Source organism: Pseudomonas nicosulfuronedens (assembly GCF_005877905.1).
Classification (GTDB): domain Bacteria; phylum Pseudomonadota; class Gammaproteobacteria; order Pseudomonadales; family Pseudomonadaceae; genus Pseudomonas; species Pseudomonas nicosulfuronedens.
In genome coordinates, this window is the sequence record NZ_SWDV01000024.1 from 74,152 (window position 1) to 88,272 (window position 14,121).

The following is a 14,121-nucleotide window of genomic DNA, read 5'->3' on the forward strand; positions in this document are numbered from 1 at the left end:
TACGCCGCTCAGCCGTCGGTGGAGCGGGTGAGCGCTTCCCAGTGGCTGATCTCCTCTTCCAGTGTGGATAGTTTCTGCCGTACCAGGCCCAGCGCATCGCTGCCCAGCAGCAGGTGCCGTGGCGGCACCGGCGCCTCGATGGCCGCCAGCATCGCCTGCGCGGCCTTCGCCGGGTCGCCCAACTGCTTGCCGCTCTTTTCCTGCCGCGCTTGGCGCACCGGGTCGAACAGCGCGTCGTAATCGGCGATGGAACGCGGGCTGCGAACCATGGAGCGCCCGGCCCAATCGGTGCGGAAGGAGCCTGGAGCCACCGCCGTCACCGCAATACCGAAGCCTTCGACTTCCTTGCCCAGCGCGTCGCTGATGCCCTCCAGGGCGAACTTGCTGCCGCAGTAATAGGCAATGCCCGGCAGGGTGATATAACCGCCCATCGAGGTGATGTTGAGAATGTGCCCACGGCGGCGACTGCGCATGGCAGGCAGCACGGCCTGAATCATCGCCACGGCGCCGAAGACGTTCACCTCGAACTGCCGGCGCATCGCTTCCAGCGGTGACTCCTCGAGGATGCCTTCGTGGCCGTAGCCGGCACTGTTCACCAGCACATCCAGCGGGCCGATGCTCGCTTCGATTTCAGCAACCACACCTGGGATGGCATCGAAGTCGGTCACATCGAGCAGGCGCCCGAAGACCTTCCCTGGCGCCAGCGCTTCAAGTCCGGCGCGGGCCTCTTCATTTCGCACCGTGCCGATCACAAGATGTCCGGCGGCGAGCGCCTCATGGGTCAGGGCCAAGCCGAAGCCACTGTTGGCGCCGGTGATCAGCAGGGATTTTCGAGAGGACATGGGATGACTCCATTGCGGGGGAATTGAGTGCACAATACTCAGCATCAACTCCCTCCAAGAGACCTCAACCTCTGATTGTATTGCCTGATTCTATGAGCAAAGACGACGACGCTCCCCGGACCGACCAGGCGCGCATGGCCGCCCTGCTCGCCGCACTGGCTCCTCAGGAGGGCTACAACCTCACTGCGCTTCCGGGCGTGCGACTGCTCCGCTCGAACCGACCACTGGCGCGCACCCCGGTGCTCTACGATCCCGGCATCGTGATCGTCTGCCAGGGCTGCAAGCGCGGGTACTTCGGCGATGAAATCTACGTTTACGACGAACAGCACTACCTGGCCGTCGCGGTGCCGGTGCCCTTCACCATGGAAACCGATGCGACTGCCGAGCGGCCGCTGCTGGCCATCTACTTGCACCTGGACTTCCAGCTCGCTGCCGAGCTGATGTTGCAGATCGACGCGATAGGCAAGCCATGCACCGAGGACGCACCACGCAGCCTGTTTTCCAGCCCGATGGACCCGGCACTGACGCAATCGGTGCTGCGTTTCCTCGAAGCGCTGGGCGACCCGCTGGAAGCGGCCGTCCTCGCACCGGCCCTGCTGCGCGAGCTGTACTTCCGCGTACTGACCGGCACCCAAGGCAACACCATGCGCGCGGCGCTGGCCATGCGTGGCCGCTTCGGCAACATCGCCAGGGCCCTGCAGCGCATCCACACGGGCTACGCGCAGTCCATCGACCTGCCGCAACTGGCCGGCGAGGCCGGCATGAGCGTTCCGTCCTTCCACAGCCACTTCAAGGCCATTACCCGTACCTCGCCCATGCAGTACCTCAAGTGCACACGGCTGCACCAGGCGCGGTTGCTGATCGTGCGCCAAGGCATGACGGCGCAGGCGGCGAGCCTGGCTGTCGGCTACGCCAGCGCCTCGCAGTTCAACCGGGAGTTCAAGCGTCTGTTCGGCCGCACGCCACTGGCGGAGGCGCAGCGCATGCGGGAGAACTTCGCGATTCCGCCAGCGCAGGAAGCCTCGGTTTACGTCTCGTCTCACTGAACCCGGCAGGTAGCTTCTTGATAATTCCAAGAATTGTCTAATTCAAGATTATTTATTGCCATCAATAATGAATTACAGCAACTTAACGCCAGAAACTGGCTGGTGGTTTCACCTAGAATGCTGATTCCTCCAGGAGCCCCACATGCAACCGTTCGACTCGCCCACCCGCCCCGAAGGCCTCGCGCCATGACCTGCGCCCTGTCCCTGGAGGCGCTCGCCTATGACCACCAGGACGGCGAGGAAATCCTCCCGCACTGCCACGCCCAGGCGCAGCTGATCCATTCGATCTCAGGCGTGATGCTGGTAGGCGCGGCGCAGAAGAATTGGGTGGTTCCGGCCGGCCACGCGCTGTGGGTGCCGCCGGGCACCGAGCACCAGATCCGCATGTTCGGCAGCGTGCGCATGCGCACGCTGTTCATGCCTGCCTCCACCTGGCCCTGGGGTGGCCAGCACTGCCAGCTGATCGCAGTGACGCCCCTGATGCGGGAACTGCTGGTTGCCGCCAGCGCGATACATCCGGGTGACGGCAATGAACAGCGCCGCCGTTGCCTGCACGAACTGCTGCTGGTGGAGATGGACGCGGCGCAAACAGTCGGCATTCACCTCGCCATGCCACGGGACGCGCGCCTGTTGCGGCTATGCAACGCGGTGATCAGCGCTCCGGGGGACGAAACCGGCATGGAGGACTGGGCGCAGCAGTTGAACATGAGCAGCCGCACCCTCGCCCGCCTGTTCCAGCGCGAACTGGGGATGAACTTTGGCGACTGGCGCACCCGTGTGCGCATGGTCCTCAGCCTGCAACGCCTGATCGCCGGCGCCTCGGTGCTGGAAGTGGCGCTGGAGCACGGTTACCAGAGCCCGAGCGCCTTCTCGCAAACCTTCAAGCGCATCCTCGGGCAGTCGCCCAGCCACTACCAGGCGGTTCGCGGCTGAGCAGCTTGTCATTTTCGCGAGGCTGGTTGTCGGTCGTGCGAGAGAGGTGCACCAACTGAGCCCCTAACCTGCGGGAGTCCGAACCCAAGTGACTCCCCGACATGCCCATACCCTCCTCCAACCCGCGACATTCGCTGCTCGCGCTGGCTTGCGCCGGCCTGCTGCTCGGCGGCTGTTCGGCGGTCAGCGAACATCAGACGCCTGCTACCCATCCGCCTGCTGGCGGTGACTGGCAGGCGCTCGCCAGCGGTACCGCCGCGCAGGACCCGCCCAGCGATTGGTGGCGTCTGTACCAGGACCCGCAACTCGACCAGTTGGTAACCCTGGCCCTGCGGCATAACCACGACCTGCAAGCCTCCCTCGCCCACGTCGATGAACTGCTGGCCCTGCTCGGCCAGGCGCGAGCACAACGTTGGCCCAGCACCACAGCGAGCTGGCAGACCTTCTACGGCCGCACCAGTGATGACCAGACCGAAGCCAAGGCCACCGGCAGCCGCGCCGGCTCGCAGTGGAACCAGGTGCCGGGGTTCGCGCTGGATTACCAACTCGACCTCTGGGGCCAGGTGCGCCAGTCAATCCAGGCCGCCCAGGCCAACGCGGAGACCGCTCAAGCCGCCCACGACCAGTTGCAGGTCAATGTCGCTGCCGGCACCGCCCGCGCCTACGCCAATGCCTGCGCCTACGCCGCGCGGTCGGCCATCCAGCAGCATTCGGTGTCAACGGTGGAGCGCAGTCTCGACCTCACGGTCCGCCAGCGCCGTGCCGGGCTGGTTACCGATCTGGAGGTGGATCGCGTACGCAGCCTGCTGGAGGAAACCCGCGCCCTGCTGCCGCGCCTCGAGGCCGAACACCAGGCCGCCCTGGAAGAGCTTGGCGTGCTCACCGGCAGCGAGCCGGGGCAACTGCCGGCTGCGGTCAGTGGCTGCCAGAACGTGCCTCGGCTGAGCCGGGCACTGCCAGTTGGCGATGGCTGGGCGCTGCTGCAACGCCGCCCGGACATCCGTGCCGCCGAACGCGCACTGGCGGCCGCCGGGCATGAAGTGGGTATGCGCCAGGCAGACTTCTACCCGAGCGTGTCCTTTGGCGCGTCGATCAGCTCCTCCGCCGAGCGCCTGCACGACCTCGGCGACCACGAAGCGATCACCTATGCCATCGGCCCGCTGATCAGCTGGAGCTTTCCCAACCTGCTGGTCACCCGCGCCCGCCTCAATGGCGCCCAGGCCCACGAGCGCCAGCAACTCGCCCGTTTCCAGCAACAGGCGCTGGTGGCGCTCAAGGAGGTTCGCCAGAGCCTGGCCCGCTACGGCGGCGAAGCCGGCCACCGCGACGCGCTGGTCGGAGCGCTCGACAGCAGCCGCAACGCCTACCGCCTGGCCCGGGTGAACTACCAGGCCGGCGCCCTGGACTTCCTCGACGTGCTCGACAGCGAGCGCGCCATGGTCCGCCTCGAAGCGGACAAAGCCGAGGCCGACCGGCAACTGGTCGAGCGCCAGATCGAACTTTTCCATGCCCTCGGCGGCGGTTGGCAGGACTCGCCAGCCAGCGTACCTGTCAGGAGCATCCTCTCTGCTACGGAACCCGCACGATGAATATTGCCGTCGATGACCCGCAAGCCAACGCCGCCGAACAGAAGGCACAGATCGACCGCAAGCGCCGCCAAGGCCGCCTGACCTGGCTGGGCGGCGGCGTCCTCGCCGCCGTCGCGCTGGGCTATGGCCTTTACTGGGCCGACATTGGCCGCTACCAGGAGGAAACCGACGACGCCTATGTGCGCGCCGACTGGATCACCATCAGCCCGAAGGTGTCCGGTTACGTCGCCGAGGTGCTGGTGGAGGACAATCAGCGCGTCGCCGCCGGCACCCCACTGGTACGCCTCCAGGAGCGCGACTACCAGGCCCGCGTGCAGCAGGCACGGGCCCGGCAGACCGAGGCTCGCGCCGCCATCGCTACGCAGCAGGCCGCGCTGGTGACGCTGGATGCGCAGTTGAAGGAGCAAAAGGCGCTGATCGACCAGGCCGGCGCCGATATCGACAGTGCCCGTGCCGAACGCCAGCGCGCGCAACTGGACTTCCAGCGCTACCGCGACCTGGTGGCCCAGCATGCCGCGAGCGACCAACGCCTCGAGAGCGTCACCGCCGACTTCGCCCGCGCGCGTTCAGCCTTCAACCGTGCCGAAGCCGCGGCCAGCCGGCAACGCACCCGCCTGAGCGTGCTGCAGGCCAGCCGCGATCAGGCCGTCGCCCAGTTGCAACAGCAACAGGCTCGCGCCGTCGGGGCAGACGCCAGCCTGGCCCTGGCAGAAAGCGAACTGGAGGACACGCTGGTCCGCGCGCCCATAGCCGGCGTGGTCGGCCAGCGCCGTGTGCGCCAGCGCCAGTACGTGACGCCTGGCTTGCCGCTGCTGGCCCTGGTCCCGGTGGACCAGTCCTACGTGGTGGCCAACTACAAGGAAACCCAACTGCGCCGCATGCGCCCCGGCCAGCCGGTGGAGGTGCGCGTGGACAGTTTCCCCGACAGGGTGTTGCACGGCCGCGTCGAGAGTTTCTCGCCCGGTTCCGGGGCGATCTTCGCCCTGCTGCCACCGGACAACGCCACCGGCAACTTCACCAAGATCGTCCAGCGCTTCCCGGTGAAGATCACCCTGGATGCCGGCGCCCGCCAACAGGTGCCGATCCTGCCCGGCATGTCGGTGATCGCCGAAGTGGACACCCGTGACAGCGCGGAGGCGCAGCCCGATGGCCAGTGACAGCGAGAAGACCTCGCTCAAGGCCTGGGTGGCGGTGATCGGCGGGCTGTTCGGCTGCTTCATGGCGGGCATGAACGTCCACGTCACCAGTGCCGCCTTGCCGGAAATCCAGGGCTCGCTGAGCGCCAGCTTCGAGGAAGGCTCTTGGATCTCCACGGCCTACCTGGTCGCCGAGATTGTGATGATCCCCCTGACCGCCTGGCTGGTGGAGGTGTTCTCCCTGCGCCGGGTGATGCTGGTCGGCTCGGCGATCTTCCTCGCGGCCTCGGTGGCCTGTTCGTTTGCACCGAACCTCGCCACGCTGATCGCCATCCGCGTGATCCAGGGCGCGGCCGGCGCCGTGCTGATCCCGCTGTCGTTCCAGCTGATCATCACCGAGCTGCCGGCCTCGCGTGTCGCCATGGGCATGGCGCTGTTCAGCCTGTCCAACAGCGTCGCCCAGGCCGCCGGGCCGTCCATCGGCGGCTGGCTCACCGACGCCTACAGCTGGCGCTGGATTTTCTACCTGCAGCTGATCCCCGGTGTGTTGCTGCTCGCCGCCGTGGCCTGGTCGATCGAGCCGAAATCGATGCAACTGCAGAAACTGCGCAACGGCGACTGGCTGGGTATTGCCAGCATGGTCATCGGCCTGGGGGCGATCCAGATCGTGCTGGAGGAAGGCGGCCGCAAGGACTGGTTCGGCTCCGAGTTCATCACCGCGATGCTGGCCATCGGCGTGATCGCCCTGCTGCTGTTCATCTACACGCAACTGTTCGGCCGGCGCTCGTTCATCAACCTGCGCCTGCTGGCCGGCTACAACTTCGGTGTGGCCAGTGCGGCGATGTTCATCTTCGGCGCGGCGACCTTCGGCCTGGTATTTCTGGTACCCAACTACCTGTCCCAACTGCATGGCTATAACGCCCGGGAGATCGGCGTCAGCCTGATTGCGTATGGGCTCGTGCAGTTGCTTCTGGCACCGCTGATGCCGCGCCTGATGCGCTGGCTGAACCCCAAGCTGATGGTCGCCAGCGGTTTCGCCATCATGGCGCTGGGTTGCTACCTCGGCGCGCACCTGAACGCCGACAGCGCGGCCAACGTGATCATTCCTTCGACGGTGGTACGTGGCATCGGCCAGCCCTTCATCATGGTGGCGCTGTCGGTACTGGCCGTCTCCGGGCTGTCCAGGCAGGAAGCCGGCTCGGCCTCGGCGCTGTTCTCCATGCTGCGCAACCTCGGTGGCGCGGTCGGCACGGCAGCGCTGACGCAGATCGTCTCGCAGCGCGAACGCTTCCACTCGGAACGCATCGGCGAGCAGGTAACGCTTTTCTCGCCCGCTTTGCAGGAGCGCCTGCCAGGTGATCCCGATAGCGCCTTCGGCCTTAACGAATGGCTGCCGGCACAGGCCGAAACCCTTGCCCGCCTGGGCGCACACATCCGCCACGAAGCGTTCCTCATGGCCTATGGTGATGCGTTCTATCTGTCCTTCATCGCCCTGCTGGCGTGCGCGATGGCCGCGCTTGCCCTGCGCGGCCACAAGAGTTCCTAGAGGAGTCTGCATGCCCATCGATATCTTCAAGCACAATCAGGACGCCTGGGACCGCCAGGCCCGCCAGCAGGGGCCATGGAGCCAGCCGGTCGGGCCGCAGATCACGGCGGCGGCGCGGCGTGGCGACTGGCAGGTGCATCTCACGCCGTCCCCACTGCCGCCGGCCTGGCTGGGCGATGTCAGCGGCCAGCGCATCCTCTGCCTGGCCTCCGGAGGCGGGCAGCAGGCGCCGGTTCTGGCGGCAGCCGGCGCGCTGGTAACGGTGCTGGACGCCAGCCCCGAGCAACTGGCGCGGGATCGGGAGGTGGCCGAGCGCGACGGTCTGCAACTGGAAACCCGACTGGGCGACATGCGCGACCTGTCAGCCTTTGTCGACGGCGCGTTCGACTGCATCTTCCACCCGATTTCCAACCTTTATGTGCCGGATATCCGACCGATCTGGCGCGAGTGCTTCCGCACCTTGCGCAACGGTGGCCGGCTGCTCAGCAGCTTCTACAACCCGGTGGTGTTCATCGGCGATCGTGACCCGGCGCTGGCCGAGCAGGGGCTGATCCGCCCGCGCTACAGACTGCCCTACTCCGATCTGCGCGACTTGTCGGCGCAAGCCCTGAACGACAGGCAGCAGCGGGGCGAAGCGCTGGTGTTTGGTCATAGCCTGGCCGAGCAGATCGGCGGGCAACTGGAAGCGGGGTTCGTCCTCCGGGGATTCCTCGAGGACGAACAGCCCAACCCGCGCTTCGTGGTGGACCGTTTTGTCCCGACCTTCCTGGCGACCTGGGCGGAGAAGCCCTGAGGCATCGCCGGGTAATGGCCCAGCCTCTGCGGCCAGCCAAGCAGGAGCGGCGTCCCGAGGATTTCCATGCCGCGCCCGGGGGCTCAGTGGTCAGCCCCCCAATGGCAGAAAAAGGTGCTCGCTGTTCACCGTGTCGATCAACTGCACACCCTGTTGCTGCAAGACTGCCAGCACGCTGGCGCCGTGAGCCTCGACCGTCCATCTGTGCCCCTCCAGCGGTGCCGCCCCGCGCCTGGAAACAGCGTCGAAGAGCCGCTCCCGTTCCGGTCTGTACAAGGCCAGGCCATTGCCCTTGTAGGCAGTCACCGTGTATCCCAGTTGCTGACAGATCGCCACTTTCTCCGCAGCGTCGCGCCGATCCGCTGCTCGGGACTCCTCGATCAGCTGCGCCAATGCCGGGTCCACCCTGGCGTCGCTCGCAATCAACACTTCGGTTGCCGCACTGCTCCATGACTCCGGCGGGCACTCCTTGTTGGCCGGATCGATCGCGATGAAGGGATTGATCTCCATTGGATAGATGCGGCAGACCAGTGGCCGCTCCGTGTGGATCGTGCAGCGGTCGTTGGCATCCAGGTTCGGGCATTGCGGCTGGGCCACGCCGACGAAGATCGGAATCAGGTTCAGTCGGGCAGTGCCGCAGGGGACTTCGCTGGCCCGCCGGCTGTAGTGGTCATGGTGGGCGTCGTGTGCCAAGACATCGTCCGTGAGGAAGGCCTCCAGAAGGATCGCGACTTCATCGCCACGACGCAGCCAGGCTTGGGACTCCGCCAGGGTCAGTGGAACGTAGCGCCCGCGACAGCACGCGCCACAGCCGACACAACCGAAACGAACCGGGTGCTGTCTATCCAAGGTCATGCTCCCGCAGGCGTGTCGGTGCTCCCCGGAACTTGTCGACGGGAGCGAACAGGGCCGGCCCGCCGCCAGATAGATGCGGGCCTGTAATGGTGGGCAAAGGTTGCCGATGGGGCATGAGTCGAGGAGTCCTGGCGTAACGGCGTGGGCACGCGCGCCCGGACAGGGTCTGGCCTCACGCGCCTTGAGTCCGGCCATTCTCCAGGCGGTTGCTTCCAGGGCAGTAGTGCGATTCAGCGCGATTCTTGCCCGATCCTCTGGGCGAGCGAGCTGGCGATAGCAGGGATGGCACGAAAATCTCGTGAAACCCGTTCTGCACTCCGCATCCATAAGGGCGCAGCGCGCCACGGAGCCACGCCGATGCGGGCTCATACGATCGTACAGGCCTCTACGACGCGCTTCTTACCTTGGGTGAATTGTCCGCCCGCCAAGCCCCCTGCACCCTCTCCACCCGTCGCTGCCAGAGCGATCGACCCGGGCTCCTGCCTCCCACCAGACGGTCATCGCCGCCACGAAGCGCGCAAGCGCGCTGCCTGGCCACTTATAAATTCAACAAAGGTTGTACCCATGAGCGTGTTTGATGTCATTGAACATTCCCCGGTCTCGAAATTTCACCGGAAACTGCTGCTGGCCTGCTGCGGCGGCCCCTTCCTCGACGGCTACATCCTCAGCCTGATCGGCATCGCGCTGATCGGCTTCGGCCAGGACATCGCCGCCACCTCAGTGGAAACCGGGCTGATTGGCGCCGCCTCGCTGCTGGGCATCTTCTTCGGCGCGACGGTGTTCGGCGCCATTACCGACCGCATCGGCCGGGAAACCATGTACGCCCTGGACCTCACCGTGCTGGTGATCGCCTGCGGCCTCTCCGCTTTCGTCACCGAGGCCTGGCAACTGATCGTGCTGCGCTTCGTCATCGGCCTGGCGGTCGGTGCGGACTATCCCATCGCCACCTCGCTGCTGACCGAATTCACGCCGTCCAAACGTCGTGGTTTCATGATCGGCGTGTCGGGCCTGGCGTGGTCCTGCGGCGCCATGACCGCCTTCATCGTTGGCTACCTGATGGTCTCCTGGACCGGTGACCACTCGCTGTGGCGCTGGATGCTGTTCAGCGGTGCGGTGGTGGGCATCATCGTCGTGCTGATCCGCCGTGGCATCCCGGAATCGCCGCGCTGGCTGGCCAGCAAGGGGCGCATCGAGGAAGCGCAGAAAGTCATCAAGCTGGTCTACGACAAGGACGTGGTGATCACCCCAGCCGACGTCGCCGAGCTGAACGACGGTGGCCGTCATCGTTCGTGGAAAAGCGACCTGAAGATGATTTCCTCGGGCGGCTACCTCAAGCGCACCATCATGTGCGGCATGCTCTACTTCGCGCAGATCACCCCGCAATACGTGCTCTACACCTTCGGCAGCATGATCCTGCTCACCGCCGGCATCAAAGGCGAGAACTCCTCGACCCTGGGCGAGCTGATGATCGCCATTCTCTTCGCCATCGGCGTGGTCCCGGCACTGAAACTGGTGGAAACCTGGGGCCGCCGCCCCATGGTGGTGGTGCCCTTCGCGCTGATGGCGCTGCCGCTGCTGGCCCTGGGCCTGTGGGCGGATGCTCCGGCCTGGTTCATCGTCGGTGCCTTCGCCTTCTATGCCTTCGTTTCGGGCGGCCCGAGCATCCTGGAGTGGATCTATCCCAACGAGCTGTTCCCCACCTCGGTGCGCGCCACCGCTGTTGGCGTAGCGGTCGGTTTCAGCCGTATCGGCGCGGCGACCGGCACTTACCTGATGCCCATCGGCATAGAATCCATCGGCCTGCAGGCGACCCTGCTGATCGGTGCGGCCATTACCCTGCTGGCGTTCTTCATCTGCCTGGCCTGGGCGCCGGAAACCAAGGGCCGTTCGCTGCAGCAATCGGCATCGCTGAGCCTGGCGACCTGATCCGTTCCCAAGCGTAACCCGAAGCCCATCGGCCTCCCTGATGGGCTTTTTTGTGGGCGATGCATCGACGTTTCCATCGATGCGGCGCCTATCCGCCCATCCTCCCTCCGTGCCGATGCACGGGTTCGCGAGCAAGCTCGTTCTTACCAGTTGCAACGCACGGCGCACCCAGGCTCTTTGTAGGAGCGAGCTTGCTCGCGAACATCGAGGGCACGTGACATCCAGATGCAACCGGCAAAGGTCGGGCACCGAAGCAGCCCTCCCCTGCGAACCCCGCCCATCCGCCCACAAAAAAGGCCGCCCGAAGGCGGCCTGAAAGTGCGGCGACGCCGCACACTGTGAAGGTTACTGCTTGGCGGCCCAGGCGTTGAAGCGCTGCTCCAGCTGCTCGCCGTGGTCGGCCCAGAAGGCTGCGTTCATCGCCACCTGGCCGGCCAGGTTGGCCTCATCGGTGGGCATGTTGCTGCGGCGGGCCGCATCGACCAGCGGGACGGCGGCGCGGTTCACCGGGCCGTAGGCGATCTGCTGCGCGTAGTTCTTCTGTTGCTCGGTCTGCAGCACGTACTGGATGAAGCGCAGACCTTCTTCGGTGTTCTTCGCGCCCTTGGGAATGGCGAAGGCGTCCATGTCGTAGATGCCGCCATTCCACACCACGCGCAGCTGGCTTTCGTCCTGTACGGCGGCGATCCGGCCGTTGTAGGCGGAACTCATCACCACGTCGCCGGAAGCCAGGTACTGCGGCGGCTGTGCGCCGGCCTCCCACCACTGGATGCTCGGTTTGATCTGGTCAAGTTTCTTGAACGCACGGTCCTGGCCTTCCTTGGTCCCGAGTACGGAATAGACATCCTTCGGCGCCACGCCATCGGCCATCAGCGCGAACTCCAGGGTGTACATCGCCCCCTTGCGCAGGCCGCGCTTGCCGGGGAATTTCTGCGTGTCCCAGAAATCCGCCCAGCCGGTGGGCGCGCTCTTGAGCTTGTCGGCGTTGTAGGCCAGCACCGTGGACCAGACGAAGAACCCCACGCCACACGGCTGTACCGCGCCATCCAGCAACTCCGGGGCGAGCTTGGCAATGCCCGGCTGCTCGCCGATTTCCTGCAGCAGGCCCTCGTCGCAGGCCCGCGCCAGTTCCGGCATCTCCATCTCCACCACGTCCCAGGACACGCTGCCGGTGTCGACCTGCACCTTGACCTTGGCCATCTCGCCGTTGAACTCGTCGGCGATCAGGCGGCTGCCGCTCTGCTGCATGTAGGGTTCGTAGAAGGCCTTGACCTGGGCGACCTTGTTGGCGCCACCGTGGGACACCACGGTGAGGTCGGCGAAAGCAGGGAAAGTCGCCGCGCAACCCAGGGCGCAAGCGATGGAATAACTCAGGATCTTGTTCATTGTTATGGTCTCCGGTGAGTAGTCGGCCTGCCTCGCAGCAGGCGGCGCCATCCGGGGCCTCCAAGGGCTCGCATGGCGCACTGCCAGCTAGTCTTGGGGCTCGCCGGCAGGGTCCACAATCAGACGGAACTACAATTCGGAAGGCCTCGCTCGTATCCCGGTACGAAGCCAGCAGGACCCGCACAGGCCAGGCGCGACAAGGCGTTGCGCTGATGGCATGCTTGCCCCCGTTCTACTTCGCTGCGGACCTGCCATGCCTTTCCATATCCAGGACATCCTCGACAACGCCTCCCTGCGCACCCGCCTGCTTGGCGGCAGCGAGGGCGTCGGCCGGCGCCTGCGCTGGGCGCACGTGTGCGAGCTGGCGGACCCGACCGAATGGCTGGGCGAAGGCGACCTCCTGATGACTACCGGCATCGGCATACCCGTGCAGGCACAGGCGCAGCGCGACTACCTGCAACGCCTGGCCGGGGCACGCATCTCAGGTCTGATGATCGGCGAGAACATGCAGGCCCCGGCGGATATCCAGGCCTTGCAGGACGAAGCCTGCCAACTGGGTTTTCCGCTGCTGATGACCGACTACGCGGTGCCCTTCTCCGCTGTGACCCGCGCCATCGTCGACGCCAGCAAGCAGGAGGAACACGAGCGCCGCAGTGCCGTGACGCGTATCTATGAAAGTGCTCGCATCGGCTTGCGCGGGCTCGGCCTCGCCGGGCTTTTGCGACGGCTGTGCAGCGATGTACGCGCGCAGCTGTTCCTGTTCGACTCCGCAACCCTGCAACCCTGGCAGGAAGGCCTGTCGCCGCTGCCGGACAGCTGGCGGGCAACCCTCGCCCAGCGCCGTTCGGTACCGGACACCGTGACCCGCTGCAGCAATGGCGAGCAGGAAGCGCTGGTGATGCCGCTACCGTCGCTGACCACCTGCGAAATCCTCGCCACGGGCGGCGAACTGCTCGACTACGGCCTGCTGCATCACATCGTGGCGGTGCTGGGTATCGAGCTGGAGCGCGCCCAGGTCGAGCACGAGCGCATGCTGCGCCTGGGCTCGGAACTGCTCGATGACCTGCTGCAGCAGCGCCTCACCGAACGCGCCGCGCAGGAACGGCTGGCGCAGCTGAATTGCCCGGTGGATGCGGCCTGCCTGGTGCTGGCACGCGCCGCCGACGAGTTGCCGAAACACTGGCAGCAGCGCCTTCAGCGACTCGGAATGGGCCTGTTGGTGCGCCACCAGGGCAACGAGCTGATCCTGCTGCTGAACGATCCGACACAGGCCGAAACCCTGCAGGCCGAGCTGGACTGCACCCTTGGCCACAGCAATCCACTGGGCCATGCACTGCGGGCGGTGGAAGCATTGCGCGAGGCGCGGCTGGCGCTGGCCCACGCCAACCGCCAGCGGCCTTTGGTGGCCTATGCCGATGCCCAGGGCGAGCAGTCCTGGTTGCCTTCAAGCCTGGAGGAGGCACGGCGCGTGCATCGTCGGGTGCTCGGTGCACTGGCCGACTACGACGCGCAACAGGGTGGCCAGTTGCAGCACACCCTGCGCGTCTTCCTCGAGCAGAACCGTTCCTGGCAGAAGGCCGCGCAACGGCTCAACGTGCACAAGCAGACGCTGGTCTATCGCATCCGCCGCATCGAGGAAATCACCGAGCGCTCGCTGGACTCCACCGAGGACGTGGCCGTCCTCTGGATCGCGCTGCGCTCGGCGGATATCGCGGGTCTCAGGGAATGATCACGAAGCTCTTGCGCACCGTCTCGCGGATGTCCCAGGTGCCCTGACAGTTGGCCGGGAACAGCACGGCGTCACCGGCGCGCAGTTCGATTGGCTCGCCGTCGTCCGGGATGAACAGGCAGTGGCCGCTGATGAAGTGGCTGAACTCCCGTGATAGCACCTGGCGCCGCCAGCGGCCGGGCGTGCATTCCCAGACGCCAGTGAGCAGGCCGCCCTCACCTTCCTCGGCATGGGTCGCGGTGCTGGATACCGGCGAGCCCAGGGGCTCCTTCACAGGTTGAGGCGCCGGCAGTTCGAGTCCGGCGGTGCCGGTAAGCAGAATCGGTTGGGGCATGGGGCT

Annotated in this window: 12 protein-coding genes; 8 read left to right on the plus strand and 4 right to left on the minus strand. The window is 66.0% G+C overall.

The features are described 5' to 3' along the window. Positions 1 to 8 precede the first annotated feature (8 nt). Positions 9 to 842, minus strand: coding sequence for an oxidoreductase (locus FAS41_RS18580; RefSeq protein ID WP_138524827.1), 834 nt, complete (start codon positions 840 to 842; stop codon positions 9 to 11). 92 nt (positions 843 to 934) lie between these two features. On the opposite strand from FAS41_RS18580, the gene FAS41_RS18585 reads away from it, so the two are divergent. The 6 genes from FAS41_RS18585 to FAS41_RS18610 all read left to right on the plus strand — a co-directional run bounded on the left by FAS41_RS18585 (position 935) and on the right by FAS41_RS18610 (position 7,885). Then, on the plus strand, positions 935 to 1,888 hold the full coding sequence (locus FAS41_RS18585) for an AraC family transcriptional regulator (RefSeq protein WP_138524829.1): 954 nt from the start codon (positions 935 to 937) through the stop codon (positions 1,886 to 1,888). A gap of 186 nt (positions 1,889 to 2,074) precedes the next feature. Next, on the plus strand, positions 2,075 to 2,821 hold the full coding sequence (locus FAS41_RS18590) for an AraC family transcriptional regulator (RefSeq protein ID WP_171049510.1): 747 nt from the start codon (positions 2,075 to 2,077) through the stop codon (positions 2,819 to 2,821). 101 nt (positions 2,822 to 2,922) lie between these two features. Further along, positions 2,923 to 4,410: an efflux transporter outer membrane subunit gene (locus FAS41_RS18595; protein WP_138524831.1), complete on the plus strand. Its 1,488-nt coding sequence runs from the start codon at positions 2,923 to 2,925 to the stop codon at positions 4,408 to 4,410. Beyond that, on the plus strand, positions 4,407 to 5,567 hold the full coding sequence (locus FAS41_RS18600) for an HlyD family secretion protein (RefSeq protein ID WP_138524833.1): 1,161 nt from the start codon (positions 4,407 to 4,409) through the stop codon (positions 5,565 to 5,567). Before FAS41_RS18595 ends, FAS41_RS18600 begins: the two co-directional genes overlap by 4 nt. After that, positions 5,557 to 7,092 (plus strand): MDR family MFS transporter, encoded by a 1,536-nt coding sequence (locus FAS41_RS18605; RefSeq protein WP_138524835.1) that lies wholly within the window; start codon positions 5,557 to 5,559, stop codon positions 7,090 to 7,092. The genes FAS41_RS18600 and FAS41_RS18605 overlap by 11 nt, the downstream gene beginning before the upstream one ends. A 10-nt stretch (positions 7,093 to 7,102) precedes the next feature. Then, positions 7,103 to 7,885 (plus strand): class I SAM-dependent methyltransferase, encoded by a 783-nt coding sequence (locus tag FAS41_RS18610; RefSeq protein ID WP_138524837.1) that lies wholly within the window; start codon positions 7,103 to 7,105, stop codon positions 7,883 to 7,885. 90 nt (positions 7,886 to 7,975) lie between these two features. Here the strand turns inward: FAS41_RS18610 and FAS41_RS18615 are convergent, their stop codons facing one another. Next, a complete protein-coding gene (locus FAS41_RS18615; RefSeq protein ID WP_171049511.1) occupies positions 7,976 to 8,734 on the minus strand; it encodes a YkgJ family cysteine cluster protein in 759 nt (252 codons plus the stop codon). Positions 8,735 to 9,304: 570 nt separating this feature from the next. Here FAS41_RS18615 and FAS41_RS18620 point away from each other — a divergent pair. Then, positions 9,305 to 10,666: an MFS transporter gene (locus FAS41_RS18620; RefSeq protein ID WP_138524841.1), complete on the plus strand. Its 1,362-nt coding sequence runs from the start codon at positions 9,305 to 9,307 to the stop codon at positions 10,664 to 10,666. A gap of 345 nt (positions 10,667 to 11,011) precedes the next feature. On the opposite strand, the gene FAS41_RS18625 is transcribed toward FAS41_RS18620, so the two are convergent. Then, positions 11,012 to 12,052, minus strand: a complete 1,041-nt coding sequence (locus FAS41_RS18625; protein WP_138524843.1) for an ABC transporter substrate-binding protein — start codon at positions 12,050 to 12,052, stop codon at positions 11,012 to 11,014. 253 nt (positions 12,053 to 12,305) lie between these two features. Between FAS41_RS18625 and FAS41_RS18630 the strand changes: the two genes are divergently transcribed. Beyond that, complete coding sequence (locus FAS41_RS18630) at positions 12,306 to 13,781, plus strand: PucR family transcriptional regulator (RefSeq protein WP_138524845.1); 1,476 nt, start codon at positions 12,306 to 12,308, stop codon at positions 13,779 to 13,781. Here FAS41_RS18630 and FAS41_RS18635 read toward each other — a convergent pair. Next, positions 13,771 to 14,115 (minus strand): cupin domain-containing protein, encoded by a 345-nt coding sequence (locus tag FAS41_RS18635; protein ID WP_138524847.1) that lies wholly within the window; start codon positions 14,113 to 14,115, stop codon positions 13,771 to 13,773. The genes FAS41_RS18630 and FAS41_RS18635 overlap by 11 nt on opposite strands. Positions 14,116 to 14,121: the final 6 nt, after the last annotated feature.